Annotated in this window: 26 protein-coding genes; 5 read left to right on the forward strand and 21 right to left on the reverse strand. The window is 65.0% G+C overall.

The genetic code is table 11. From position 1 onward, the window contains the following. The coding region (locus Q358_RS16595) for a transposase (RefSeq protein ID WP_043487697.1) at positions 1-531 on the forward strand (531 nt) is incomplete at its 5' end. A 93-nt stretch (positions 532-624) separates the two neighbouring features. Here Q358_RS16595 and pdxH read toward each other — a convergent pair. The 3 genes from pdxH to Q358_RS0105115 form a co-directional block, all read right to left on the reverse strand. Beyond that, positions 625-1266, reverse strand: a complete 642-nt coding sequence (gene pdxH, locus Q358_RS0105105; RefSeq protein WP_027961067.1) for a pyridoxamine 5'-phosphate oxidase — start codon at positions 1264-1266, stop codon at positions 625-627. 78 nt (positions 1267-1344) lie between these two features. Then, positions 1345-1689, reverse strand: a complete 345-nt coding sequence (locus Q358_RS0105110) for a branched-chain amino acid transporter permease (RefSeq protein WP_027961068.1) — start codon at positions 1687-1689, stop codon at positions 1345-1347. Next, complete coding sequence (locus Q358_RS0105115; RefSeq protein ID WP_027961069.1) at positions 1686-2381, reverse strand: AzlC family ABC transporter permease; 696 nt, start codon at positions 2379-2381, stop codon at positions 1686-1688. Before Q358_RS0105115 ends, Q358_RS0105110 begins: the two co-directional genes overlap by 4 nt. A gap of 134 nt (positions 2382-2515) precedes the next feature. Here Q358_RS0105115 and Q358_RS0105120 point away from each other — a divergent pair, with 134 nt between their 5' ends. Next, complete coding sequence (locus Q358_RS0105120) at positions 2516-3190, forward strand: cytochrome b/b6 domain-containing protein (protein ID WP_084286444.1); 675 nt, start codon at positions 2516-2518, stop codon at positions 3188-3190. A gap of 101 nt (positions 3191-3291) precedes the next feature. Here Q358_RS0105120 and Q358_RS0105125 read toward each other — a convergent pair whose 3' ends face one another. The 8 genes from Q358_RS0105125 to metH all read right to left on the reverse strand — a co-directional run bounded on the left by Q358_RS0105125 (position 3292) and on the right by metH (position 12981). Next, on the reverse strand, positions 3292-3765 hold the full coding sequence (locus tag Q358_RS0105125) for a c-type cytochrome (protein ID WP_051530196.1): 474 nt from the start codon (positions 3763-3765) through the stop codon (positions 3292-3294). 89 nt (positions 3766-3854) lie between these two features. Next, positions 3855-4259 carry a DUF2069 domain-containing protein gene (locus Q358_RS0105130; protein WP_027961072.1) on the reverse strand — a complete coding sequence of 135 codons (405 nt, stop codon included), beginning with the start codon at positions 4257-4259 and terminating at the stop codon, positions 3855-3857. Further along, a complete protein-coding gene (gene wrbA / locus Q358_RS0105135; protein ID WP_027961073.1) occupies positions 4256-4879 on the reverse strand; it encodes an NAD(P)H:quinone oxidoreductase in 624 nt (207 codons plus the stop codon). The genes Q358_RS0105130 and wrbA overlap by 4 nt, the downstream gene beginning before the upstream one ends. 101 nt (positions 4880-4980) lie before the next feature. Further along, entirely contained in the window at positions 4981-5433 is a 453-nt protein-coding gene (locus Q358_RS0105140; protein ID WP_043487699.1) for a gamma-glutamylcyclotransferase family protein, read from the reverse strand. Between the two features lie 42 nt (positions 5434-5475). Then, the gene (locus Q358_RS0105145) at positions 5476-6039 is read right to left on the reverse strand and encodes a DUF934 domain-containing protein (protein WP_027961075.1); all 564 of its coding nucleotides are present in this window, start codon (positions 6037-6039) and stop codon (positions 5476-5478) included. Continuing rightward, positions 6032-7684: a nitrite/sulfite reductase gene (locus tag Q358_RS0105150; RefSeq protein WP_027961076.1), complete on the reverse strand. Its 1653-nt coding sequence runs from the start codon at positions 7682-7684 to the stop codon at positions 6032-6034. The genes Q358_RS0105145 and Q358_RS0105150 overlap by 8 nt, the downstream gene beginning before the upstream one ends. Positions 7685-7899: 215 nt before the next feature. Then, complete coding sequence (locus Q358_RS0105155) at positions 7900-9228, reverse strand: MATE family efflux transporter (RefSeq protein ID WP_027961077.1); 1329 nt, start codon at positions 9226-9228, stop codon at positions 7900-7902. A 51-nt stretch (positions 9229-9279) separates the two neighbouring features. Continuing rightward, on the reverse strand, positions 9280-12981 hold the full coding sequence (gene metH / locus Q358_RS0105160; RefSeq protein ID WP_027961078.1) for a methionine synthase: 3702 nt from the start codon (positions 12979-12981) through the stop codon (positions 9280-9282). A 254-nt stretch (positions 12982-13235) separates the two neighbouring features. On the opposite strand from metH, the gene nfuA reads away from it, so the two are divergent. Next, positions 13236-13826: a Fe-S biogenesis protein NfuA gene (gene nfuA, locus Q358_RS0105165; RefSeq protein WP_027961079.1), complete on the forward strand. Its 591-nt coding sequence runs from the start codon at positions 13236-13238 to the stop codon at positions 13824-13826. 73 nt (positions 13827-13899) lie between these two features. Here nfuA and Q358_RS16600 read toward each other — a convergent pair whose 3' ends face one another. After that, positions 13900-14940, reverse strand: coding sequence for a DNA-binding protein (locus Q358_RS16600; protein WP_051530197.1), 1041 nt, complete (start codon positions 14938-14940; stop codon positions 13900-13902). A 299-nt stretch (positions 14941-15239) separates the two neighbouring features. On the opposite strand from Q358_RS16600, the gene Q358_RS16605 reads away from it, so the two are divergent. Together Q358_RS16605 and Q358_RS0105180 are read left to right on the forward strand one after the other, a co-directional pair. Continuing rightward, a complete protein-coding gene (locus Q358_RS16605; RefSeq protein WP_051530198.1) occupies positions 15240-16436 on the forward strand; it encodes a tyrosine-type recombinase/integrase in 1197 nt (398 codons plus the stop codon). A gap of 37 nt (positions 16437-16473) precedes the next feature. Further along, complete coding sequence (locus Q358_RS0105180; RefSeq protein WP_027961080.1) at positions 16474-16902, forward strand: SufE family protein; 429 nt, start codon at positions 16474-16476, stop codon at positions 16900-16902. A 97-nt stretch (positions 16903-16999) separates the two neighbouring features. Here the strand turns inward: Q358_RS0105180 and yidD are convergent, their stop codons facing one another. From yidD to ectA, 9 genes are all read right to left on the reverse strand, one after another. Beyond that, on the reverse strand, positions 17000-17347 hold the full coding sequence (yidD, locus tag Q358_RS0105185; protein ID WP_043487700.1) for a membrane protein insertion efficiency factor YidD: 348 nt from the start codon (positions 17345-17347) through the stop codon (positions 17000-17002). Next, entirely contained in the window at positions 17347-17787 is a 441-nt protein-coding gene (gene hisI, locus Q358_RS0105190) for a phosphoribosyl-AMP cyclohydrolase (RefSeq protein ID WP_027961082.1), read from the reverse strand. Before hisI ends, yidD begins: the two co-directional genes overlap by 1 nt. A 22-nt stretch (positions 17788-17809) precedes the next feature. Continuing rightward, entirely contained in the window at positions 17810-18256 is a 447-nt protein-coding gene (locus Q358_RS0105195; RefSeq protein ID WP_027961083.1) for a transcriptional repressor, read from the reverse strand. A gap of 65 nt (positions 18257-18321) precedes the next feature. Continuing rightward, positions 18322-19296: an alpha-L-glutamate ligase-like protein gene (locus tag Q358_RS0105200; protein ID WP_027961084.1), complete on the reverse strand. Its 975-nt coding sequence runs from the start codon at positions 19294-19296 to the stop codon at positions 18322-18324. A gap of 3 nt (positions 19297-19299) precedes the next feature. Continuing rightward, the gene (locus tag Q358_RS0105205) at positions 19300-20805 is read right to left on the reverse strand and encodes an inactive transglutaminase family protein (RefSeq protein ID WP_027961085.1); all 1506 of its coding nucleotides are present in this window, start codon (positions 20803-20805) and stop codon (positions 19300-19302) included. Positions 20806-20840: 35 nt separating this feature from the next. Further along, a complete protein-coding gene (locus tag Q358_RS0105210; protein WP_043487701.1) occupies positions 20841-21692 on the reverse strand; it encodes an ATP-dependent zinc protease family protein in 852 nt (283 codons plus the stop codon). A 365-nt stretch (positions 21693-22057) separates the two neighbouring features. After that, positions 22058-22447 carry an ectoine synthase gene (locus Q358_RS0105215; RefSeq protein WP_027961087.1) on the reverse strand — a complete coding sequence of 130 codons (390 nt, stop codon included), beginning with the start codon at positions 22445-22447 and terminating at the stop codon, positions 22058-22060. 54 nt (positions 22448-22501) lie between these two features. Next, positions 22502-23767 carry a diaminobutyrate--2-oxoglutarate transaminase gene (gene ectB, locus Q358_RS0105220; protein ID WP_027961088.1) on the reverse strand — a complete coding sequence of 422 codons (1266 nt, stop codon included), beginning with the start codon at positions 23765-23767 and terminating at the stop codon, positions 22502-22504. 88 nt (positions 23768-23855) lie between these two features. Beyond that, a complete protein-coding gene (ectA, locus tag Q358_RS0105225; protein WP_027961089.1) occupies positions 23856-24434 on the reverse strand; it encodes a diaminobutyrate acetyltransferase in 579 nt (192 codons plus the stop codon). Positions 24435-24479 lie beyond the last annotated feature (45 nt).

Raw genomic sequence — 24479 nt, forward strand, 5'->3', positions numbered from 1 at the left:
GCCAAGACACGCTCACTGGCGACCCATCTGTATCTGTACCGCGCGCCCTATCAAGGGCGTAAAGACCGCAACAAGAACGGCAGTACGTCACGTGCTGGCCGAAGCCGTAAGGCGGCCAAGGGGCAGCGAGAGCCCTGGGTGTTGGTCAGCAACCTGCCATCACGCCATTCCACCGCTGCCAAGGTCGTTGGGCTCTACACCAAGCGCATGGAAATCGAAGAGGGTTTTCGGGACATCAAGAGCGAACGCTTTGGATTTGCGTTCTACCTGCATGGCACCCGACACGCACGGCGCATCGAGGTCCTGCTTCTCATCGCGATGCTGGCCAGTTTGCGCCTCTTGGCCCATGGACTTTCCCTCTATCATGCGGGAAAGGCGCCGGCTTATCAGAGCAACACGCGTCGCTCACGGCGGGGCCTCTCACTGTGGCGACTTGGTTGTGAGGCTGTTCTGGCCCGCCATCCAGCGGGCCGAATGGACCGGCTCTTCCGGCTGATGCGACAAGAGGCGAAGCTAAGCGTTACCGTATGATTCGTGGGGAGGCCTCAGGGTCTGACCCCATTACCGGTTAGGGCGCCAGACGGGGTTGGGGGGTCTGACCCCATCAGGAACCCCATGCCCTGGTTAGGGCGCCAGGCGGAAGTGGTGCCAGCCGTCGTCGCGGTGTTCGTAGCGGATACGGTCGTGGAGGCGGCTGGGCTGGCCCTGCCAGAATTCGATCATCTCGGGGATTACGCGATAGCCGCCCCAGTGCACCGGCCGGGGAATCTCCTGCCCCTCGTAGGCCCGCTCGAAGCGGGTCTGACGCTCCTCGATCCAGGTTCGATCGGGAATGACCACGCTCTGGGTCGCGATCCAGGCCCCGAGCTGGCTGGGGCGGGGACGGCTGGCAAAGTAGTCGTTGGACTCCTGCTCGCTGACCTGCTCGACACGCCCCTCGATGCGTACCTGACGAGACAGCGATGGCCACCAGAAGGTCAGGGCGGCGTGGGGCACATTGGACAGTTCGCTGCCCTTGTGGCTGTGATAGTTGGTATAGAAGATCAGGCCCTGCTCATCAACACCCTTGAGCAGCACCACGCGAGCATGGGGACGCCCCTGGCTATCCACGGTCGCCAGCGTCATGGCGTTACCGTCAAGGCCCTCGCTTTCCAGTGCCAGGGTAAGCCATTCCTCGAACAGCGGCATGGGCTCGTCGGTAGCCTGGGGTTCGTCGAGTTGACCGCCCTCGTAGTCACGGCGGATATCGGCAATCTTGCGTGTCATCGTCCAATGCTCCCCTGAAAATTATTGTGCATGGTCGCCGCTCCGGCGGCGCAGCTCAACATCTGATTTTGATTGTGGTCACGTTATGGTGGATTGCACCATCGCCATATAGGCCCCGGTGCCGCCGATGATCGACAGCAGGGCATTGCGCCGCCAGAGGTGCAGCACGGCGACGATCAGCGATGCCGCCATCATCGGCCAGCCATTGGCGCCGGTATTGAACTGGCCTTCCAGCAGCGGGCGGAAGTCGCGTAGCGCATAGATCACCAGGATCAACATCACCGTCGGGGGAAGGTAGCGCCCGAGATGCAGGATCAGGGGGTGGTCGGCGTGTCGCGCCAGGGCCACGAAGGGAATGATGCGAGTGGCGAAGGTCGCCGCGGCACAGACGGCGATGAATACCAGCAGTGACGACTGACTCATGGGGTGGTCTCCCGGTCGCGGCCGAGGCGATAGTGAAACAGCAGTATCAGGCTGGCCGCCCCGATGGCGCCCAGCAGCAAATGGCGGTCGGGTAGCAGCAATACGCCGCCCAGGCCGGTGAACAGGGCAATGGCAAAGGGCAACCAGCGGCGCAGGCGGCGCGCCTGTTCGAGGGTCAAGACGATAAACAGTGCGGTGAGGGCGAATTCGATTCCCTGACTGTTAAAGGCCAGTGTCGTGCCCGCCAGCACGCCGGCGATCGTCCCCAGTACCCACCAGATCTGATTCAGCAGGCTGACGCGAAAGGCCAGGCCATGGTCATTGCCATGCTCGGTGGGGAGGGTAGTGATCAATGAATAGGTCTCGTCGGTCAGGGCGAAGATCAGGTACGGCTTGCGCCAGCCGGCACCCTGGAAGCGCTTGAGCAGCGAGAGGCCGTAGAAGAGGTGGCGAGAGTTGAGCATCAGCGTCGCCACGGCCAGCTCCATCAGGCCGGCACCGGCGGCCAGCAGGGCCACGGCGAGAAACTGGCCCGCGCCGGCGTAGATGATCAATGACATCAGAAGCGCCGCCCACCAGGGCATTCCGACCTCCACGGCCAGGATACCGTAGGCGGCCCCCAGCGGTAGATAGCCGAACATCACCGGCAGGGTGAGTTTCCCGGCTTCCTTCCAGGCACTTGTCGGTGACACGGTGATAAACTCCTCTCGGCTGATGGGTCGGCTGCTGGGTGGGGGGCGATACCCAAGGCATCCCATGGTAAGACAGATCCACCGACATGGCAGCTTTTGGCAAGAAACGCGACTAATTTATGCAAGGAGACAAGATGACTCGACTGTTGGTATGGGATATACCCGTTCGTTTCTTCCACTGGTCACTGGTAGCCCTGATAGGACTTTCCTTCTACACCATGAAGACAGAGGGGGCGCCCTTTGTCTTTCCCATCGAGATCCATGCTCGAGCGGGCTATCTGCTGAGTGGACTGTTGTTGTTTCGCTGGCTCTGGGGACTGTTGGGCAGCCACCATGCACGCTTTGCAAGCTTTCTGCGCTCCCCCGGCACCATGATTGCCTATGGCCGACGGCTGGCGGGCGCCAGGCCCCCCATCTTCGCCGGCCATAACCCGCTGGGCGGCGCCATGGTGGTGATCATGCTGCTGTCCCTGACCTTTCAGGCGGTGAGCGGGCTGTTTCTGACCGACGACATCTTCTTCACGGCCCCCCTGAATGGCCTGGCCAGCGGTGACACCGTCAAGACCCTGGCCACGCTGCACTCGCTGAACTCCAACCTGCTGGTGGCACTGATTGCCGGCCATCTGTTGGCCCTGGTGCTCCACCGGCTCAAGGGGGAGCGGCTGGTGGGGGCCATGGTCACCGGGCGAAAGACCCTCGAGGGACCGCCGGAAGATGAGCCGAGACAGCGTCGAGCAGCGAGCCTTTATCTGGCACTGGGGTTGGTCGTGCTCTGCGCCCTGCCGGTGATCTGGTTATGGAAGGCGTGACGTAGCGCGATCGGGTGGCCATGAAAATATAGCCATGAAAACCACAGGGGGCGGCCTTCAGGCCGCCCCCTGTGGTTGCTGTCAACCGCGTCCAAAGCGCCTTATTCGGCCCGGAAGTCGTCGTGGCAGCCCTTGCAGCTCTTGCCGACGGCGCCGACCTGGCGGCGCAGGGCGCTGAACTCTTCACCATCGTCCACCATCTGAGCGAGGGTGGCGGCTTCCTGCTTGAAGGTCTCCTGACGCTCCTCGAAACCTTCCCAGTCGTCGCCGATATCGGCCAGGGCGTCGGTCTCGACACCGTGGTCGTCACCCTGGAGAGTGCCTTCAGTGAAGCCCTCCCAGGGCAGGTGGGCGACCGCCGCCAGGTTATTCGCCCGAGTGGCGAACTCGTCCGCGTCATACTCGATATCCCCCTGGGCCATGGCGCCCATGGGTCCCATCTGCCAGCCCATCACGCTCAGGGCGGACTGACGATAGTGGATGGCATCTTCGGGTTCGGCGGCTTGGGCGGCGAGTGGCAGCGCCAGGGCGGCCGACAGGCCGAGGGCCAGCAGGGGGCGGAACGTCACGGTCATCACAAACTCCTTTTTCTTGCTTGATGTGTCTCAGGCTTGATGCATATCAGTTCTAGCCTGGCCTAGCCTAGCATGGAAAGAGAAGGCCGCTAACTGCTACGTTCGGCGGTACGCTGCTGGCGGCTGCGAAAGCGTGCATAACCGGTACAGCCGGCGAACAGGGCCAGGGCGACAAGCGCCTCGGCCAGGCCCCGCAGGCCCTGGCCGGGGAGGGTAGCAACCATGACCCCCTGGGCGAAATACAGCAGGCTGACGAAGGCCAGCCAGGCATGGCCGCGGGGCCGCTGACCAATCAGCGATGGCAGGAAGAGTACCAACGGGAGCACGAAGGCGACGATGGGCATCCAGGTGCCGCTATCGCTGTCTATCAGCAGGCCACGATAGACCATCAGCGCCACCAGGGCGGCGTAGCTGCCCAGGACGAGTCTGCGCATCCGCGTGGTCAGGGTATCGAGGCCCTTGGCGTTTTCCAGGCGTTCCAGGGCGGCTCTCATCGGTCGTTCTCCCGCAGCGACGACAGGGCCAGGGCGAGTCGCGATAGACGCCGACCCTGGGCATGGGCGAGGGTGCGTTCATGCTCGTCCAGGGGCTGGTCGCTACGCTTGCCGGCGACGTGGCTGGCCCCGTATGGGGTACCCCCGCGCGTGGTCTCCATGAGCTCGGTTTCACTGTAGGGCAGGCCCGCATACACCATGCCGTGGTGCAGCAGAGGCACCAGCATCGTGAGCAGCGTTGCCTCCTGGCCGCCGTGTAGGCTCGAGGTCGAGGTAAAGGCGGTGGCCGGCTTGTCGATCAGTGCCCCGCCCAGCCATAGCTCGCTGGTGCCGTCCAGGAAGTGCTTGAGCGGGGCCGCCATGTTGCCGAAGCGAGTGGGGCTGCCGATGGCCAGGCCGGCGCAGTGGCGCAGGTCATCGAGGCTCGCATAGACAGCGCCTTCGGCGGGAATCTCGGGGTCGACCGCCTCGCAGGTGGGCGATACCGGGGGCACGGTCCGAAGCCGGGCCTCGATGCCATGACGGGATTCCACCCCGGCGGCGAGGCGCTCGGCCATGGCACGGGTGGCGCCGTGGCGAGAGTAATAGAGGATCAGCACATAGGGCAGGGAAGCGCTCATCGGGGCTCCTGGGGCTGGAGTGATGGGAAAGGCCAGTCGAGCGGCGCGAGAATGACCTCTCATTGTAACAACGGCCATTGTAACAACTGCCGGGCCCGGGCTCACGGAGAAGCCGGTGTCGAGGCCGAGGTCGATGTCGAGGGCAGGCGGCGATAGACCCAGGCCTCGCTGCCGTCGGCGAGGGTGATGCATACCCGTTCATAGCGAATGCCCAGTCGCTCATAGCGGTCGAGTCGGGCGAGGGCCTCGGCATCGACGGTGAACACCGCTCCCGGGACCCGCTCGCCGGGCGCCGGCTCCAGGTCGAGGCGGGTTCGACGCCAATCCTCGAGATAGGCGGGCCGGGTCTCAACCGCCTCGCCGATCACGATCCAGCGCACCGGTGGCAGGCGCAGGGTGCCGTAGACATAAACGCGATGGGGCCCCTCATCGATAGGCGCGAGGTGCTCGGGTCGGTCGTAGGTGAAGGGGCTCAGCAGGGTCAACCAGAGCCAGCCCCCCACCGCCAGTGGGGAGCCGAAGAGGACGAGGATTAGCGGGTGGCGCAGGCGCATGGGGCGCTAGCCTACCCGGGGCGGTCGCGATCACGCAAAGGGTCACGCCATGGCGGCGAGGGGAGCCTCTTCCCGACGGGCCGCCGCGTCCCGCTGACGCCGGCGAAACAGCGGCTCGGGCTGGTCGACGGCCGGCTGATAGGCGCGGCTGAAGATATGCAGGTTGCGCAGGGCATCATCGAGCCACTGGTCCTCGCGCAGCGACAGGCCATCGAAGCCGCAGCGGGTCATGAAGAAGAGCTGGTCGACCAGCACATCGCCGATGGCACGAATCTCACCGCGATAGCCGAAGCGTTCGCGCAGCAGGCGCGCCAGGCTGTAGCCCCGACCATCGGTGAACTTGGGGAAGTCGATGGCGATCAGCGGTGCCTCGGCGAGACGCGCGGCCAGGGCGGGGTCGAGTTCGGTATCGGCTGCCAGCCAGGGGGCGCAGCGATCCGAGGGCTCGGCCTCGAGCCACTGGTCGAGGGGCAGGATGACCGGGGTATCGCCCGGCGCCTGGGCCTCGCGAATGAGTCGCCAGTCATCGGCGGCCGGCCGGCCACGGAACAGATAGGGACGCGGCTGGGCCGGCGGAGTAGCGGCTCGGGGGGCTTGATCAGGCATAGACACGCTCCTTGAAGGGTTTGAGGCCGATGCGACGATAGGTATCGAGGAAGGTCTCCTCGGCGCTGCGTTCACCGACATAGACCTTGAGCAGGGTATCGATGACATCCGGGACCGCGTCGCGGCTGAAGGAGGGGCCGAGGATCTTGCCCAGCGATGCCGCGTTGCCCTGGGCGCCGCCCAGCGAGATCTGGTACCACTCCTCGCCCTTCTTGTCGACGCCCAGGATGCCGATATGACCAACGTGGTGGTGGCCACAGGCATTCATGCAGCCCGAGATATTGAGATCCAGCGGACCCAGATCGTAGAGGAAGTCCAGGTCTTCGAAGCGCTCCTGAATCGCCTGTGCCACCGGGATCGACTTGGCGTTGGCCAGGGCGCAGTAATCCCCTCCGGGGCAGCAGATGAGGTCGGCCAGAGTGCCCACCGTGGGGTTGGCCATGCCGAGGTCCTCGAGCCGGTGCCAAAGCGATTCCAGGCGATCCATGGGCACATCGCTCAGCACCAGGTTCTGCTCGTGGGTGACCCGCAGCTCGCCGGCGGTGTACTCATCCGCGAGGTCGGCCACCTGATGCATCTGTTCGGCGGTGACGTCGCCGGGGGAGTGGCCGCGGCGCTTCAGGGACAGGGTCACCGCCTTGTAGCCGGGCACCTTGTGGCCGTGGACGTTGTTGGTCATGAAGCGACCGAAGGCCCGATTCTCGCGGCGCAGGGCCTCGACCTCGGCGATGGCATCTGCGGCCACGGGGCGGCGCTCGGGATCCTCGAAGTGGGCCGCCACCCGTTCGAGGCTCTCGCGTGTCAGGGTCTGGGGGCCATCCTTGAGGTGCGCCCACTCCTCCTCGACCCGTCGGCCGAACTCCTCGACGCCCAATGCCTTGACCAGGATCTTGATACGCGCCTTGAACTTGTTGTCGCGCCGGCCGAACTGGTTGTAGACCCGCACCAGCGCCTCGAGATAGGTCAGCAGGTGCCGCCAGGGCAGGTCGTCCCGGATCACTTCGCCGACCATGGGCGTACGACCCAGGCCGCCGCCGGCCAGGACCCTGACCCGCACCTCGCCATGGGTGTCCTTCCAGAGCCGCAGGCCCACATCATGAACCTGGATGGCGGCGCGGTCTTCGGCAGCGCCGGTGACGGCGATCTTGAACTTGCGCGGCAGGTAGGCAAATTCCGGATGAAAGGTGGACCACTGTCGGATCAGCTCGCACCAGGGGCGCGGGTCGACGTCTTCGTCCTCGGCGACGCCGGCGAACTGGTCGGTGGTGGTATTGCGGATATCATTGCCGCTGGTCTGGATGGCATGCATCTGCACGCTGGCGAGCTCGGCCAGCATGTCCGGCACGCTCTCCAGCTTCGGCCAGTTGAGCTGCAGGTTGGTGCGGGTGGTGAAGTGGCCATAGCCGCGATCATAGTCACGGGCCAGATCGCCCAGCTTGCGCAGCTGGTAGGCGGCCAGCATGCCGTAGGGAATGGCGATGCGCAGCATGGGGGCGTAGCGCTGGACATACAGGCCATTCTGCACACGTAGCGGCAGAAATTCCTCTTCGCTCAGGCGCCCGGCCAGGTAGCGGTCCATCTGGTCGCGGAACTGGGTCACGCGTTCGTTGACGAGGGTCTGATCGTGGGAATCGTAGCGGTACATTCAGCCATCCTGCTGCAGTGAAAGTGGCAGAGCCTGGCCATGCAGCATACGGCGGCCTTTATATTATTTAAAAGAATAAAAAATTATAGTTTTTATTCTTAAAGTAATTAAGAATGCGTCTTTTTCGCGATTTTTTCGCAGGCCGACGTGTGAGGTTAGGGGTCAGACCCCAGGTGTTGGGGGTCTGACCCCATCGACTTTTCGCGGCGTCGTCCTCACACCGCGAGTCGCTGCCAGCGACGGCGACGCCAGATGACGGCGAACCATAGCGAGTTGAGGCAGCGGTAGGCGAGCTGTACCCACCAGATCCCCATCAGCCCCTGTTCGAACTCGACGCCTATCACCCAGGCCAGCGGCAGGAACACCAGCCACTGCAGCGACAGGGTCGTGGTCATCACCGTGCGATTGGCCCCGGCGCCGAGCAGGGCCTGGGCCAGCACCAGGGCCGCGGCGTCGAGCACGATCATCAGCGCCGTCAGTCGCAGCGGCAGGCGCGCCAGCTCGATCAGGGCCGAGTCATGCAAAAACAGGGAGAGCACGGCGTCGGGAAACAGCGCCATGGGCAGGGCGATCAGCGCCAGGCAGAGCCAGGCGAGGCGGACGACGTCCCAGCCCCAGCGATAGGCATCGGCATGGGCCTCGCGCCCCAGAGCCTGGCCTACCAGGCTCATGGCGGCGAGGCCCAGGCCCACGCCGGGCAGGATCAGCAGCAGCGAGAGGTTCACCAGTACATGGCCCACCGCGACGCTTGGGGTACCGACCCGGCCCAGGATCCAGAACAGGACCGCATAACCGGTGGCGAACCACAGCTGCTGGAAGGAATGGGGGCCGGCCAGGCGCAGGGTGGTCAGGAGCGTGGCGCGGCGCGGGAGCCCGGCGAGAAGGCCGGCGGGCCGGGCATCCCGCAGGCTGGCGGCGGCCCAGATGACGAGCCCCGCCAACAGCGACAGGGTGGTGCCGGCCCCGGCACCGGCGGCTCCCATGGCGGGCAGCCCCAGGTAGCCGAAGATCAGCCCTAGGCTCGCGAGCACGTTGATGACATGCATCACCAGGATGATGCGAAGATAGAGGCCGGTCTTCTGGATACCGTTCCAGTAGCCCCGGAAACAGAAGATCATCGCCACGGGGGCAAGGGACAGTACCCGCCAGCGAAAATAGGCGACCGCCTCGGCGTTGACCGCGGGGTCCTGGTTGATCCATCCCATCAGTGTCGGCGCCTGCCACAGACACAGCAGGGTAATGGGCAGCGACAGCAACGCGGCGATGAACAGGCCGGCATTGAGCGCCACGGCGAGCTCCCCCCAGGCCCGCTCACCGTGGCGCCGGGCAGTCTGGGCCTGCACGCCGGAGGAGAGCCCGAACAACAGGGCGGTAACCATGAACATCAGATAGCCCCCGATGCCCACGCCGGCCAGGGGCGCCTCGCCCAGGGTGCCCACCATGGCGGCATCCACCAGGTTGATCAGGCTCTGGGTCAGCATTCCGGCGATGATCGGCAGGGCGAGGCGCAGGATGGTCCGGCGGCGTGTCGTAGGAGGCAGCATGGCGTTCCGCGGCGAGGGCAGAGGCGGGCCGCGAGGGCGGCCCGCCGGGAGTCAGGCGGGGTCGTAGGAGAGCACCGGCGCCAGCCAGCGTTCCATCTCCTCGAGACTCATCGCCTTGCGCTCGGCCAGGCTCGCCACCTGGTCCCGGGTGATCTTGCCGGTGGCGAAATACTTCGACTGGGGATGCGAGAAGTACCAGCCCGCCACGGCCGCGGCGGGCCACATGGCGAAGTTCTCGGTCAGCGTGATGCCGGCCTGGTCCGTGGCCTCGAGCAGCGTGAAGAGGCTGGGCTTCTCGGTATGGTCGGGGCAGGCCGGATAGCCCGGTGCCGGGCGAATGCCCTGGTACTTCTCGGCGATCAGCGCCTCGTTGTCCAGGGTCTCCTGGGGCACATAGCCCCAGAACTCCTTGCGCACCCGCTGGTGCAGGCGCTCGGCAAAGGCCTCGGCCAGGCGGTCGGTGAGCGACTGTACCAGGATGGCGTTGTAGTCGTCGCCGTCGGCCTTGTAGCGCTCGGCGAGCGCCTCGACGCCATGGCCGGTGGTCACCGCGAAGCCGCCGATCCAGTCCGGCTTGCCACTCTCCCGGGGCGCCACGAAATCGGCCAGGCTGTAGCAGACCCCGTCGCGATTCTTGGTGGTCTGCTGGCGGATATGCTGGAGGCGCTCGATCACGGTGTCGCGGGACTCGTCGGCATATACCTCGATGACGTCATCATCGACGCTGTTGGCGGGCCAGATCCCGATCACACCCCGCGCCTCTACCAGCTTCTCGTCGATCAACTTGCGCAACATGACCCGGGCATCCGCGAACAGGTTGCGCGCCGCCTCCCCGACCTTGTCGTCGTCGAGGATCTTCGGGTACTTGCCGGCCAGCTGCCAACTCATGAAGAAGGGAGTCCAGTCGAGGCATTCGACCAGTTCCTCGAGGTCGTAATCATCGAAGGCGAGTGTGCCGGTCATGGCCGGGCGGGGCGGCGTGTAGGCGCTCCAGTCGAGGTCACACTTGCGCTCCCGGGCCTGGGCGTAGGTGAGGTCGGCGGCCTTGGGGCGGCGCTTGGCATTGCGCTCTCTAACCCTCTCGTATTCCTCGCGAATATCGGCCACGTAGGCCGGCTTGAGCGTGTCGGAGAGCAGCTTGCCGGCCACCCCCACGGCCCGGGAGGCATCGGAGACGTAGATCACCGGCTGTGCGTACTGAGGGTCCACCTTGACCGCCGTATGGGCCTTGGAAGTGGTGGCACCGCCGATCAGCAACGGGAGCTCGAAGCCCTGGCGCTGCATCTCCTTGGCCACGCCGACCATCTCGTCGAGGGATGGCGTGATCAGGCCCGAGAGGCCGATGATATCGGCATTCTCGTCCCTGGCGGTCTGCAGGATCTTCTCCGTCGGCACCATGACGCCGAGATCGATCACCTCGTAGTTGTTGCATTGCAGGACCACGCCGACGATATTCTTGCCGATATCATGGACATCACCCTTGACCGTGGCCGTGACGATCTTGCCCTTGGCCTGGGCATTGTCGTCCTTTTCCGCTTCGATATAAGGCAGTAGATGCGCCACGGCCTGCTTCATCACCCGCGCCGACTTGACCACCTGGGGCAGGAACATCTTGCCGGCGCCGAACAGATCGCCGACCACGTTCATGCCGTCCATCAGCGGGCCCTCGATCACCTCGATGGGGCGGTCGAAGCGTTGGCGCGCCTCTTCGGTATCCTCGAGGATGTAGGCGGTCACCCCCTTGACCAGCGAATGCTCGATGCGCTTTTCCACTTCCCAGGAGCGCCATTCCAGGTCTTCCTTCCTGGCGACACCGCCACCGTCGGACTTGTACTTTTCGGCGAGGTCCACCAGGCGTTCCGTGCTGTCGCTGCGGCGATTGAGCACCACGTCCTCCACCGCATCGCGAAGCTCGGCATCCAGGTCATCGTAGACCCCCAGCTGGCCGGCATTGACGATGCCCATGGTCAGCCCGGCGCGGATGGCATGATAGAGGAACACCGAGTGAATCGCCTCGCGCACCGCATTGTTGCCGCGAAAGGAGAACGAGACGTTGGAGACGCCGCCGGAGACCATGGCGTGGGGCAGGTGCTCGCGGATCCAGCGAGTGGCCTCGATGAAGTCCACGGCGTAATTGTCGTGCTCCTCGATGCCGGTCGCGATGGCGAAGATATTGGGATCGAAGATGATGTCTTCCGGCGGAAAGCCGAGCTCGTCGACCAGGATCCGGTAGGCGCGCTGGCAGATCTCGGTCTTGCGGGCGAAGGTATCGGCCTGGCCGACTTCGTCGAAGGCCATCACGACCACGGCGGCGCCGTGTCGGCGACAGATGGTGGCCTGCTGGCGGAAGGCGTCCTCGCCCTCCTTCATGGAGATGGAGTTGACCACCGCCTTGCCCTGGATGCACTCGAGCCCCGCCTGGATGATCTCCCACTTGGAGGAGTCGACCATGATGGGCACCCGGGCAATATCCGGCTCGCCGGCGATCAGATTCAGGAAGCGCACCATGGCCTCCTGAGATTCGAGCATCCCCTCGTCCATGTTGATGTCGATGACCTGGGCGCCGTTCTCCACCTGCTCCAGGGCGACCTCCAGGGCCGTGGTGTAGTCCTCGTCCTTGATCAGTCGCTTGAAGCGTGCCGACCCCGTGACGTTGGTGCGCTCCCCGACGTTGACGAACAGCGATTCGGGCCCGATGTTGAAGGGCTCGAGGCCGGACAGGCGGCAGTTCTCCGGGATGGCGGGGACACGGCGCGGGGACATGCCCTGGATGGCGCGATGAATGGCGGCGATATGCTCCGGCGTCGAGCCGCAGCAGCCGCCGATGATATTGACCAGGCCGCTGGCGGCGAACTCGGCGACGATCTCCGCCATCTCTTCCGGGGTCTGGTCGTATTCGCCGAATTCATTGGGCAGGCCGGCGTTGGGGTGGGCGGAAACGTGGGTTTCCGCCTTGGCGGCCAGCTCCTCGACGTAGGGGCGCAGCTCGGCGGCGCCGAGGGCGCAGTTGAGGCCCACCGACAGGGGCCGGGCGTGGCGCACCGAGTTCCAGAAGGCCTCGGTGGTCTGCCCCGACAGGGTACGACCGGAGGCGTCGGTAATGGTGCCGGAGATCATCACCGGCAGGCGCTCGCCCCGTGATTCGAAGAGTTCTTCCAGGGCGTAGATCGCGGCCTTGGCGTTGAGGGTGTCGAAGATGGTCTCGATCATGATCAGATCGGCCCCCCCTTCGATCAGCGCCTCGGCGGCTTCGCGATAATTCTCGCGCAGCGCGTCGAAGGTAACGTTACGCTTGGCCGGGTCGTTGACGTCCGGGGAGAGCGAGGCGGTTCGCGAGGTGGGGCCGAGGACCCCGGCCACATAGCGGGGAACGCCGGTCTCGGCGCCCACGGCATCACACACCTCGCGGGCCAGCCTCGCCGCCTCACGATTGATCTCGGGCACCTGCGCTTCCATGCCATAGTCGGCCTGGGAGAGACGCGTGCTGTTGAAGGTGTTGGTCTCTACCACATCGGCACCGGCCTCGAGATACTCGCGGTGGATGCGCGTGACGAGGTCGGGGCAGGTGAGCACCAGCAGGTCGTTGTTGCCCTTGAGGTCCGAGGGCCAGTCGGCGAAGCGTTCGCCGCGGAACGCCTCCTCGGACAGCCCGGCGTTCTGGAGCATGGTGCCCATGCCCCCGTCGAGCATCAGGATGCGTTCATCGAGGCTTTCGATCAGGGTGGCGGTCTGGGCTGTCGGGGCGGCGGGCATGGCGTGAGGGTGTCTCCAGCGTAGGATGTCCAGGGGGCGCGGCCGCCATCGTGCCTGAAGGCATCTTCCGTGAGGCGGTCTCTATTAATATCAAGCCCGCCATGGTAACAAACCCGGCCCCAGGAGGGCAGGTAGACGAACAAAACCCACCAAATCACTCGGGATTGTCTCGTCGGTCCGCGTGTCTTACCATAAGCGGCATCAATGTATCCGGTACGCGGCGACCTCGCCGCTGCCGCGGAGCGGGAATTACCATGAGCGAATCGATCCAGATTACCGATAGTGCCCAGGATTACCTCGCCGAGCTGCTCGAAAAGCAGGGCGTCGAGGGGATCGCGGTGCGTATCTTCATTACCCAGCCCGGCACGCCCTATGCCGAGACCTGCCTGGCCTATTGCCGGCCCGGCGAGGAAGAGTCCACCGACGAGAAACTCGAATTCCCCAAGCTCAATGTCTTCCTGGACAAGAACAGCCTGGCGTTTCTCGAGGAGGCGGTGGTCGACTTCAACGCCGACCGCATGGGCGGACAGCTGACCATCAAGGCGCCCAACGCCAAGATGCCCAAGGTCAACGCCGACAGCCCGCTGGAGGACCGCATCAACTACGTCCTGTATAGCGAGATCAATCCCGGCCTGGCGGCCCACGGCGGCGAGATCAAGCTTGTCGAGCTGACCGGCGAGAGCATCGCCGTGCTGGCCTTCGGCGGTGGCTGCCAGGGCTGCGCCGCTGTCGACCTGACCCTGAAGGATGGCGTCGAGCGCACCCTGCTGGAGCGCATCCCGGAGCTCGGCGGGATTCGCGACGTGACCGACCATACCGATACCACCAACGCCTACTATCGTTAAGCGACGCGGTGGCACCGTTGGGGTCAGACCCCCAACCCCTGGGGTCTGACCCCAGGGGAGTGCAAATAGCCACCTAGCGGTTGTTATCGGTGGCATCATCCTGCGCTTCCTGCGCTTCCGATTCCTCTTTCTCTTCCTCTGTATTCTCCGCGGCTGCGGAGCCTTCCCATAGGCAGCGGTAGAGCTGCTCTTCCAGGCTCTTCACGCGCTGCGACTGCTCCTCTAGATGACGCTTCTGCTCGTCGATACGGGCCTGAAGCAGCGTCTGCTCGTGTTGGCGGGTCTCGGCCAGCACCTCCGCCTCGCGACGCACTCCCTCGCTCTCGCGATGCCGCTTCTCCTCCTCGGCCAGCCGGCCGCACGCCTCCTGCCATTCGCTTTCGCGCCGGGCCAGACGCTTCTCCAGCTGCTCCTCCCGGCCGGCCGCCGCCTTCTCCTGGGCCAGACGCTCCTGGCGCGCCTGGTCGAGCAGTGTCATCAGGCGGGTCTCGGCGCTCTCATGGCGCTGCTCCTCCCGGGTCAGCTTCGCGTGGTGCTCCTCATCCAGCGCCTGCAGGGCCTGGCGGTGCTCCTCGGCCACGCGGCCAGCCTCGTCGCGGTAGCGCTGCGCCAGGGACTCGGCCTCGGCCAGGCGTGTCGCGAGTCGGTTCTCCGTGGCCTGCAGGGCCTCGACCTGGGCCTGAGAGGTGGCCAGCTGGGCGCTCAGCGCCTCCAGGCGCTGCTCGGTACCGGCCAGATGTTCGGCCAGGGCGGCTTCGCGCTGCCGGGCATCCTCGGCCTGGCGACGCGCCTCGGCCACCGATTCCTGGGCCTCATCCACCCGGCGATCCGCTTCTTCCCGGTAGTGGCGCAGCGTCTCGTTGGCGCTTTCCTGGGCCTGGCGCCAGAGCCCTTCGGCCAGCTCCTGGAGTGCCGCCGGCATGCCCCGGGGTGGCGGCACGTCGCGGTTTTCCTCGCGCTGCTGCCGCCAGGTACGCAGGTGGTCGCTGATGGTGGTGAAGCTCCCGGTCCCCAGGACCTCTCGAATCCTCTGCACGCTAGGGGCGTCACCGCCGGTCAGCAGTTCGTCGATGGCTCGCTGAACGTCTTCGTAGGTCACGCCGGTGCGCGCCATGGGGCTTCTCCTGGGCAAGGGGGCGCGAGCGGATGGCTCATGGCGCCCCTGTGAGTCGATATCCGGCGCAGCTTAGCGGGGATTGGGCGGAAATGGAAGGTAATTACATAATACGTAATACGTAAAATACACTACGGTATACACGGGAAAAGCAAGATTACGCGCCTTATCTTGCTTTTGTTGAGGAGGAGGCGGGATACTTGCCGAGTGAGGAGTGAGGAGTGAGGAGTGAGGAGTGAGGAGTGAGGAGTGAGGAGTGAGGAGTGAGGAGTGAGGAGTGAGGAGTGAGGAGTGAGCCAATGGCACATCAGACGCCAGGAGAGATAACGACGGCGCCGGCGGGGCAACTGCCGGCGGCGCCGGGTGGATATATCGCGGCGCGCAGCGATGCCGAGGCGGTGGCCGAGTGGCTGGCGGAGTATCGTGCCAGCCCCAGGACCCAACAGGCCTATCGTCGCGAGGCCCAGCGGCTGCTCCTGTGGCTCGCCGAGCGGGGCATGACCCTCGGCGAGGTGCGCCGGGACCACCTGGAGGACTTCGAGGCCTTTCTCGCCGATCCACGGCCCCGAGCACGCTGGGTGGGGCCGCCGCGGCCGCGCCATGCCGATGACTGGCGGCCGTTTCGCGGCCCGCTGTCGCCGGCCAGTCGCCGTCAGAGCCTGGTGGTCCTGCAGGGGATGTATGCCTGGCTCGCCGAGGCGGGGTGGGTGGCCCACAATCCCTTTCGGCTGATGCGCGACAAGCGCCGGCGTCTCGACAACCGTCAGGGGCGCATCGAGCGCTATCTGGAGGCGCCGCTATGGAAATGGTTCTGGGGCTGGCTGAACGAGGCGGCGGGACTGTCGCCGGAGGAGGAGGCATCGCCGCGGCATCGCTACGAGAGGGCGCGACGCCGGTTTATCTTTGGTTTTGCCTACCTGCTGGCTCCGCGTATCGCCGAGATGAGTGCCGCCCACATGGGTGACTTCCAGCGACGCGAGGGGCGCTGGTGGTGGAGCGTCGTGGGCAAGGGCGACAAGGCCGCCAGCATTCCGGTGCCCCCGGACATGATGGCGCTGTTGGCCGAATGGCGTCTGGCCCTGGGTTTGGCGCCAGAGCCCCAGCCGGATGAGGCGACACCGCTGCTACGCGCCCTGGACGGCAGGCGCGGCATCGGCGACAACCGCCTCTATCGCCTGATTCGCCAGGCCTTTAGCGAGGCGGCCGAGGCGCTGGCGATGGGGCAGGGCGAGCCGTCTCACCGCTGGGCGCTGCAGCTGCGCCAGGCCACCCCGCACTGGTTGCGCCATACGGCGCTGACCCACCAGGCCCAGGCCGGGGTCGAGCTGCGCTATTTGGCGGCCACGGCCCGGCACTCCCGGTTGGATACCACCGCCCGCTACCTGCATGCCGAGGACGAGGCCTGGCACCAGCAGCAGGCCCGCCATGGCCTTTTGGGGTCAGACCCCAGGGCATTGGGGTCTGACCCCGAAGGGGGCGGACGCGACCGGGGGTAAGCCGGTATAATCAGGGTAACGATTTCAAGGAGTGTTCATGACTACCGATGCCACCGCCGAACAGGCTCAGCAGGAACTGATCGACGAATTCGAGATGTTCGACAACTGGATGGATCGCTACCAGTACATCATCGATATGGGCAAGGCGCTGCCCGAGTTTCCCGAGGCGTGGAAGCAGGCCGAGCTCAAGATCCAGGGCTGCCAGTCCAACGTCTGGATGCGCCACGAGCGCCAGGGCGAGGTGCTGCACTTCGATGCCATATCCGATGCCGCCATCGTCTCGGGGCTGATCGCGGTGCTGATGCGCATCTACAACGACCGGCCGGCCGCGGAGATCCGCGATACCAGCCCGCATTTCCTCGGCGATCTGGGGCTGGACAAGCATCTCTCGCCGACCCGCAGCAACGGCCTCAACGCGATGCTCAAGCGCATCTACGAGGTGGCCAAGCAGGAAGCCGCCGCCTGAGCCTGACGCACCGGGCGGCCGGAATCGTTTTGTCAGCCCAGGACAGGAATGAAATCGGGTATGGCTGGCCTCGACTTGCTGGTGCTAGTGGCTGGTGCTAATGGCCGTCATGCTCCGGCGTTCGGGGCCGGAAGTGCTCATCGAGCTCGGGGTCCTCGCGGCATAGCGTCTCGCTGGGGCCGCCGGGCACCGGGTCGATGCCGCCTTCGCTACCGGGGTGGCAGCGGGCGATGCGCCGCGCCGCCAACAGCCCGCCCTTGAGCGGGCCCTGCACCCGGATCGCCTCCACGGCATAGCTGGAACAGCTCGGCCAGTAGCGACAGCGCGGGCCGAGCAGGGGGCTCAGGGTGAGCTGGTAGAGCCTGACCAGGCCGATCATCACCCCCGCCGCGGCCCCTCGCAGGCCGCGAACCAGCTTGGCGAGGCAGGCGGCGAGGCAGGGCATCAGGGGGTTCCGTACAGGGTGGCGGGATCGATCAGCGGGGCGCTGGTGATGCGCGCCGTGTCCTGCTCCAGGGCCACATAGAAGCAGCTGCGGCGTCCGCTGTGGCAGGCCGGACCGGTCTGATCGACCCGCAGCAGTAGCGTATCGCCATCACAGTCCAGGGCGGCACTCATGAGATGCTGCTGCTGCCCCGAGCTCTCTCCCTTGCGCCACAGCTTGCCCCGGGAGCGGGACCAGTAGCAGACGCGACCGGTGCGTAGCGTCTCCTCCAATGCCTCCCGGTTCATCCAGGCCATCATCAGCACCTCGCCGCTGTCATGCTGTTGGGCGATGGCGGGAATCAGCCCGTCGGCATTGAATCGAATGGCCTCGAGCACGGCGGCGAGGTCGTGGCGGCTCTCGGCCGGGGCTCGTTCCAGGGCCTTGAAGGTATCGGACATGGCGGGTCTCCGCAGGAAAGGATCAGGCGTGGGGGGCGCAGCAGGCGTCACAGCGTCCCAGCAGTTCGATGGTCTGGCGCTCCACCCGGAAACCCAGCCCATGGGCGCAGTGGGCGAGCTCGGCATTGACGTCATCCAGGTGCAGTTCCTCGACGCGGCCACAGAGGCGGCAGATCAGCAGCTGAAAGCCGTGGGAATGCTCCGGGCAGGGGCAGGCGACATAGGCATTGAGCGACTCGATGCGATGCACCAGGCCCTGGGCGATCAGAAACTCCAGGGCACGATAGACCGTTGGCGGACGCGCCGAGGCATGCTCGGCGGCCAGGCGCTCGAGCAGCTCATAGGCCTTTAGCCCACCGGACGTAGCGGCAATCATCTCGAGCACGCGGCGGCGGATCGGTGTGAAGCGCACGCCGCGCTGCTGGCATTGCCGCTCCGCCTGAAGCAGCAGGTTGGGGGAATCGGTCATGGCGCCCGTCGGCTGGTGAGGTCTGGCGCCATTCTACCCAGAGGCGGCGAGGCGGGCTACCGCACTCAGGCGCCGGCGGCGGGCTCGAGCTCACTGCGCCGTGCAAAATGCCGACGCGAGAAGGCGACTCGCTCCTCGGGCGAAACGCCTTCCGGCTGCGCCTCCACCAGATCGAGACGCCGCCGCAGCCCCTCGCCGTTGGCCATCTGGATGGCGAGCCCCGGCCGGGCATTGAGCTCCAACAGCATGGGCCCCTGGTCCTGGTCGAGCACCATATCGGTACCCAGGTAGCCCAGGCCGGTCATCTCGTAGCAGCCGGCGGCCAGCTGCAGCAGGGTAGGCCAGTCGGGGATGGCCAGGCTGATCAACTCATGGCCGGTATCCGGGTGGTCGTGGCGGGTGCGGTCGAACTGAACGCCGCGGATGGCGGTGCCGGTGGCGATATCGAGCCCCACCCCGACCGCGCCCTGGTGCAGGTTGGCCTTGCCATCCGAGGCGGCAGTGGAGAGGCGCATCATGGCCATTACCGGATAGCCCTTGAAGACGATGACCCGGATATCCGGCACGCCTTCGTAGGTGTACGCGGACAGGCTCTCGTCGAAGTTGATCAGCGCCTCGATCACCGCCACATCGGGGGCGCCCCCCAACGAATAGAGGCCGGAGAGGATGTTGGAGACGTGGCGCTCCACGTCGGACAGGCTCATGCGCACGCCGCTGGGCTTGATGTAATCGCCGCCTTCGACGCGATCGACCACCAGAATGCCCTTGCCGCCGCTGCCCTTGGCCGGCTTGATCACGAAGCCGCTCCGGTTCGTGAGCAGCTCGCCGAGGCGCTTGACGCCAAACTGCGTGGATACGGTGCCGATCAGGGCCGGCGTGGTGATCTGATAGCGCTCGGCCAGCAGTTTCGTCTGCAGCTTGTCATCCACCAGCGGGTAGAGGCGGCGGTTGTTGTAGCGTCCGATATAGCGAATATTGCGCCGGTTCATTCCGATGATGCCCTTGGCGCGCAGCTTGCCGGGGGTCGTCCATTCACCCATGACTCACTCCTCGGTGACCGGCTTGAAGCGACGCAGCTCCAGCAGGCGATAGCCGGTGTAGTTGCCGATCATCAGGATCAGCGCCATCAGGATCAGCTGCACCCCGAGGAAGTTGAAGGTGATATGGCGCACCCAAGGGTTATTCATCGCCAGAAAGGCCAGCACCGCGGTAAACAGACTGCCGCCGCCCTGAATCAGCACCTCCTTGGGGCCTTCTTCCTCCCACAGGATCGACATGCGCTCGATGGTCCAGGCGAGGATGATCATCGGGAAGAAGGTGATGGTCAGCCCGGCATTGAGGCCGAAGCGGTAGGCGAGCACCGAGAAGACCGAGATGATGCCGATGACCGTGATGATCACCGCCGTCACCCGGGCCACAAGCAACAGGTTGAGATAGGACAGGTAACTGCGGATCACCAGGCCCACCGAGACCACCAGCAAGAAGCCGATCAGGCCGGTCGCCAGGCTGGTCTGGATAAAGGCCAGGGCGATCAGCACGGGCATGAAGGTGCCCGAGGTCTTGATCCCCACCAGGATCCTCAGCAGCACGACCACCAGTGCACCGATCGGGATCAGCAGGATCGTCTGGAACAGCGCCTGCTCCTCCAGCGGCAGGCTGTGAATCGAGAAATTCAGCAGCGTGTCATCGGCGAGCTGATTGCGTACCGCGGCGGCCGCCGGCTGGTTGCGGGCAATCATCGAGAAGTTGACCTGGGAATTGGTGCCGCCTTCCACCTCCAGCACCGCCTGGCCGTTACCCTCCCAGATCAGGAGGTTATCGGGACGTCCCTGGGCACCGGTGGCCGGGTCGAAAAGCGCCCAGTGCTCGCCATCGAAGACCTGAACCCAGCTGGTGAGGGACTGGCGCCGCCGGCCATCCTCGAGCAGCAATCCACTGACTTCCCGGGCGCGCACATCGGCCTGGTTAAGCAGGCGGACCAGCAAGGGCGTGCGCTCGAACTGGGTCAGCAGCAGGCGGGCATTCTCGCCCTGACGCTCTTCGTCGAAGTCATGGAGCAGCTCGCGGGCGAAGGTGAAGGGGTCGGCGCTGCGGCTCCAGGCGCGCTCGATCAGCTGGGCGGCGGCGGTGTCGTAGGGGCGCTCCCAGACGATGTCACGCTGCGGCGGCGGCGAGGCCAGGCGAGGAGGGGGGTTGCTCGGGGCCCGCAGAACCTGGGCGGTGTAGTAAAGCTGCTGTGAGCCACTGGCCTCACGGATCGACCACTGGGCGCGCCGGGCCTCGTTCTTCTCGATGAAGGAGAGGCCGAAGCCCGGTGAGGCGGTGTGTTCGGTGAGCAGGCGAAAGCCTTCCTGGGAAGAGGGCAAGGCCATGTCCACCAGCACCGGCTCGCCCAGGGCGGTGAAGTTGACCTGCGCCTCTACCTCCCAGACTTGGCGCTGTTCACCCGGCGTCCAGGGCACCTCGAGCTGATAGTGACGATGCAGGGTCATGGCCACGCCGGCCAGGAACAGGACGCCAACCAGTAGATAGAAAGGCAGTCGTGACATGGGTCATCCTTGGCAGAGAGCGACTGGGGCTTGGCTCAGCGCTCTTCGTTGTCGGGTTCGGTGTCATTCTGGTCGCGCTCGGCTTCCGTTGCCGGACGACCACCGGGAAATTCGGGGCGCTCGTGGAGATAGCGCTGGGCCACGTCGACCACGGCGATGTCCAGCAAGAAGCGCCTGCCCAGGATGACCGGGAAGTCGAGATGGGTGCGGTCACTGAGCGTAAACTCCACCGGTTCGCGAATCGACCCCAGGGTCATCATCAGCGTCACCACCGGCCGCGATTCCTCGCCGGTCGCCTGAATGACACGGACGCGGCGTTCGACGGGCGCTTCGATCCACTCATCGCGCACGGCATCCACGACCACATCCTTATCGTCCAGGCCCAGCTTGAAGCGGATCCAGTTTTCCCCGTCGCGCTCGAAGGGGGTGATCTCGCTGGCCGATAGCGACGAGGTGTTGGCGCCGGAATCGATGCGGGCCTTGAGATAGGTGCCCACATCGACCAGGCTGATCCATTCGCGACCGCCCAGTACCGTCTTGTTGGCCAGGCCGTGTTCATCGGCGGCACACTGCTGATTGACGACCACCGGCTCGGCGTCTTCGCTGTTGAGGTCGTCCAGGCGGGCCTGCATTCCCCGCAACAGGGAGCCGACTTCGCGTATATCGCCGATGAGCACGTCCTGGCGATCCGCGACGCCGGATACCTCGGCGCTCAATTGAGGAGTGTCGCAGCGAGCGCTCAGGGCATCTTCCATGGCATCCATGCGCTGATGAAAGTCCGCCGGTGCCAGCGTCGGCGCAGGCTCGGGCTCTTCCGCCTGCATGGCACAACCGGAGAGCAGGATCACGGATGCTGCAAGAGTCGCATTCAATAGAGGATGGGACATGGGGCAGGGCAATTCCTTTGAACGATCCGGCGATCATAATGAGTCCCCAAGGGCCTTGTCCAACTCGACGCATGAGAACCAGGCTCAGGAACAGCTGCCGGACCCGCGGAATGGGATTACAACATGACACGATTTAACATAATATACATTATGCGAAATCCTGTCATGCCAGGTTGGAAGAGCCGCTTGATTGTCTCGACAAGCGCCAGTGTCATGTTCGATGCGCCATATCGCGATACACCCGAACAACTGCAGCGGGCGCCGATGATCGACGCCCGCTGCAGTTATATCTGTTTCGACCGACGCCACGCGCCGGCCGATCACACCGCTACTGGCCAGGCCAGGTACTGACTCGGCCCCGGCGCTTACTCGGCCGGCGCGTAGGAGCCGTCTTCGCGGTGGACTTCGTTGCCGCTCAGGCCCGGCGTAAAGACACATGCCAGGTGCATGGTCTTGCTGGCGCGCAGCAGATGCTCGTCGTGCTGGTCGAGGATGTAGATATCGCCCGGCTTGATCGGCCAGATCTTGCCATCGGCCAGGGTCTCCACCTCGCCTTCGCCTTCGATGCAGTAAACCGCCTCGAAGTGATGCTTGTAGTGGATATGGGTCTCGGTGCCCTCGTAGATACGGGTAATGTGGAACGAGCACTGGCCGCCATCATCGGCCAGGGAAAGACGCGTGCTGTCCCAGTTGCCGTTTTCGGCGGTGACCATGCGATCCGTCTGGCGACACTCATCGAGATTACGAACGATCATGGGTTCTCTCCTTGAATTTTGCTGCGTGGCATCGGTTGTCCTGCGTTTGGCCTATCAGCTTAGCGCCTGCTTGGCACTCTGCTCGAGGATGTCCAGACCCTTCTGAAGGTCTTCGTCGGGAATGCTCAGCGGGCAGAGGCACTTGATTACCTCGCCGTCCTGACCGCTGGTCTCGATGATCAGGCCGTTCTCGAAGGCCTGGTGAGTGACCTTGTCGGCGATGTCGCCGCTACCCACATCGATACCACGCATCAGGCCGCGGCCACGCTCGGAGGCCTCGATGCCTTGCTCGCTGATCCAGGCGGCGATCTTGCCGAAACGTTCGGCAACGATGTCGCCCTTGCGCTGCACGTCCTTGGCGAAGCTGTCGTCGGCCCAGAAGTTCTCGAGTGCCGCGGCGGCGGTGGTGAAGGCCAGGGCGAAGCCGCGGAAGGTGCCGTTGTATTGACCCGGCTTCCAGACGTCCAGCTCCGGGCGCATCAGCACCTGGGAGAACGGCAGGCCGAGCCCGGAAAGCGACTTGGAGTTGGTCACGATGTCCGGCACCACATCGGCGTGCTCGAAGCTGAAGAACTTGCCGGTACGCCCGCAGCCTGCCTGGATATCGTCGACGATCAGCAGGATGTCATGGGCGCGGCAGATCTGCTCGAGGCGCTTGAGCCAGTCCAGGCCACAGGCGTTGATACCGCCCTCCCCCTGCACGGTCTCGACGATGACGCCCGCCGGCACATCGAGGCCGCCGGACTTGTCGCCGAGCAGCTTCTCGAAGTAGTCCAGGGTGTCGGTGCCATCTCCCAGGTAACCATCGTAGGGCAGGAAGGATCCCCCCACGGTGGGCACCCCGCCGGTGGCCTCGCGGAACTTGCTGTTGCCGGTCACGGCCAGGGCGCCCATGGTCACGCCATGGAAGCCGTTGGTAAAGGTCACGATGTTGTGCCGGCCCTTGGCATTACGCGCCAGGCGGATCGCCGCCTCGACGGCGTTGGTACCGGTCGGCCCGGGGAACTGTACCTTGTAGTCCAGGCCACGCGGCTTGAGGATGATCTCGTCGAGCGCCTCGAGATAGCGACGCTTGGCGGCGGTAAAGAAGTCCAGGCCATGGACGATGTTGTCTTCGGCCAGGTACTCGAGCAGGGCCTGCTTGATCTTCGGGTTGTTGTGCCCGTAGTTCAGGGTGCCGGCGCCGGCGAGAAAATCGATATATTCGCGGCCGTCTTCATCGGTCAGGCGGGCATTCCGGGCCTTGGTGAAGACCACCGGAAAGGAGCGTGAATAGGTACGGACGTCGGATTCCATGCGTTCTAGGATCTGGGTCTGCATTGAGAGCCCTCCAGGGGATAGGAAATGGATAGGTCAGGTGACGCGAGGCTCACGGGCGCCCTCGCGCTCGATCGAAGAGTATCAAGAGTCAGAGACGATCAGTCTGGAAGGGGCCGATCCTGATCAGGTTCTCGGGATCGTGCTCGCCGCCCAGCTGGTCGGTAGAGAAGTATTCGCGACTGTTGAGGGGCGCCTGCCAGCGCTGGGCAAGGCGTCGAAACAGGCCCCAGGACGCCAGGTTGTCGGGCGTGATCGTGGTCTCGAGATGGTGAACCCCCACGAGCTCCGGACGCGTCATGATGGCTTCGACCAGGCGTCGAGCCAGGCCGGTGCCCCGGGCCTTCTCGCCCACGGCGACCTGCCACAGGAAATAGGTATCCGGCGCGTTGCTTTTTACATAACCGGAGACGAAGCCCACGATCTCACCGGTCTCGTCGGTGGCAACGGCACAGGTGTCACGAAACTGGGTCGCCAGGAGCAGATAGGCATAGGCGGAGTTGACATCCAGCGGCGGGCAGGACTTGACCAGCTCGTAGATGCCCCAGCCGTCATCGGGATTGGACTTGCGGATGAAGAGGTCACTGGCTTCGGCGTCGACGACTTCGTCGGCCACGGTGGGCCGTGCGAGGTCGGCAGAAGGTGTGAAGGGCTCTGTCATTGTCATCATTGGCGGTGTTCGCTTCGGCGATGTCGGCAAGGATTATATCAAGCG

It is taken from the genome of Halomonas halodenitrificans DSM 735 (assembly GCF_000620045.1).
Lineage (GTDB): Bacteria > Pseudomonadota > Gammaproteobacteria > Pseudomonadales > Halomonadaceae > Halomonas > Halomonas halodenitrificans.

What these genes read in the sequence shown, in the direction of transcription:
- yidD (WP_043487700.1), bottom strand. Translation starts at nt 17,347, where the DNA reads ATGCCCTGCCTCGCCGCCTGCCTCGCCAAGCTGGTTCGCGGCCTGCGA.
- Q358_RS0105130 (WP_027961072.1), bottom strand. Translation starts at nt 4,259, where the DNA reads ATGAGAGCCGCCCTGGAACGCCTGGAAAACGCCAAGGGCCTCGATACC.
- Q358_RS0105180 (WP_027961080.1), top strand. Translation starts at nt 16,474, where the DNA reads ATGACTACCGATGCCACCGCCGAACAGGCTCAGCAGGAACTGATCGAC.
- Q358_RS0105120 (WP_084286444.1), top strand. Translation starts at nt 2,516, where the DNA reads ATGACTCGACTGTTGGTATGGGATATACCCGTTCGTTTCTTCCACTGG.
- Q358_RS0105150 (WP_027961076.1), bottom strand. Translation starts at nt 7,684, where the DNA reads ATGTACCGCTACGATTCCCACGATCAGACCCTCGTCAACGAACGCGTG.
- Q358_RS0105155 (WP_027961077.1), bottom strand. Translation starts at nt 9,228, where the DNA reads ATGCTGCCTCCTACGACACGCCGCCGGACCATCCTGCGCCTCGCCCTG.
- Q358_RS16600 (WP_051530197.1), bottom strand. Translation starts at nt 14,940, where the DNA reads ATGGCGCGCACCGGCGTGACCTACGAAGACGTTCAGCGAGCCATCGAC.
- metH (WP_027961078.1), bottom strand. Translation starts at nt 12,981, where the DNA reads ATGCCCGCCGCCCCGACAGCCCAGACCGCCACCCTGATCGAAAGCCTC.
- Q358_RS0105110 (WP_027961068.1), bottom strand. Translation starts at nt 1,689, where the DNA reads ATGAGTCAGTCGTCACTGCTGGTATTCATCGCCGTCTGTGCCGCGGCG.
- Q358_RS0105215 (WP_027961087.1), bottom strand. Translation starts at nt 22,447, where the DNA reads ATGATCGTTCGTAATCTCGATGAGTGTCGCCAGACGGATCGCATGGTC.
- ectA (WP_027961089.1), bottom strand. Translation starts at nt 24,434, where the DNA reads ATGATGACAATGACAGAGCCCTTCACACCTTCTGCCGACCTCGCACGG.
- Q358_RS0105195 (WP_027961083.1), bottom strand. Translation starts at nt 18,256, where the DNA reads ATGACCGATTCCCCCAACCTGCTGCTTCAGGCGGAGCGGCAATGCCAG.
- wrbA (WP_027961073.1), bottom strand. Translation starts at nt 4,879, where the DNA reads ATGAGCGCTTCCCTGCCCTATGTGCTGATCCTCTATTACTCTCGCCAC.
- hisI (WP_027961082.1), bottom strand. Translation starts at nt 17,787, where the DNA reads ATGTCCGATACCTTCAAGGCCCTGGAACGAGCCCCGGCCGAGAGCCGC.
- Q358_RS0105145 (WP_027961075.1), bottom strand. Translation starts at nt 6,039, where the DNA reads ATGCCTGATCAAGCCCCCCGAGCCGCTACTCCGCCGGCCCAGCCGCGT.
- ectB (WP_027961088.1), bottom strand. Translation starts at nt 23,767, where the DNA reads ATGCAGACCCAGATCCTAGAACGCATGGAATCCGACGTCCGTACCTAT.
- Q358_RS0105200 (WP_027961084.1), bottom strand. Translation starts at nt 19,296, where the DNA reads ATGGGTGAATGGACGACCCCCGGCAAGCTGCGCGCCAAGGGCATCATC.
- Q358_RS0105125 (WP_051530196.1), bottom strand. Translation starts at nt 3,765, where the DNA reads ATGACCGTGACGTTCCGCCCCCTGCTGGCCCTCGGCCTGTCGGCCGCC.
- Q358_RS0105205 (WP_027961085.1), bottom strand. Translation starts at nt 20,805, where the DNA reads ATGTCACGACTGCCTTTCTATCTACTGGTTGGCGTCCTGTTCCTGGCC.
- Q358_RS0105210 (WP_043487701.1), bottom strand. Translation starts at nt 21,692, where the DNA reads ATGTCCCATCCTCTATTGAATGCGACTCTTGCAGCATCCGTGATCCTG.
- Q358_RS16605 (WP_051530198.1), top strand. Translation starts at nt 15,240, where the DNA reads ATGGCACATCAGACGCCAGGAGAGATAACGACGGCGCCGGCGGGGCAA.
- nfuA (WP_027961079.1), top strand. Translation starts at nt 13,236, where the DNA reads ATGAGCGAATCGATCCAGATTACCGATAGTGCCCAGGATTACCTCGCC.
- pdxH (WP_027961067.1), bottom strand. Translation starts at nt 1,266, where the DNA reads ATGACACGCAAGATTGCCGATATCCGCCGTGACTACGAGGGCGGTCAA.
- Q358_RS0105140 (WP_043487699.1), bottom strand. Translation starts at nt 5,433, where the DNA reads ATGCGCCTGCGCCACCCGCTAATCCTCGTCCTCTTCGGCTCCCCACTG.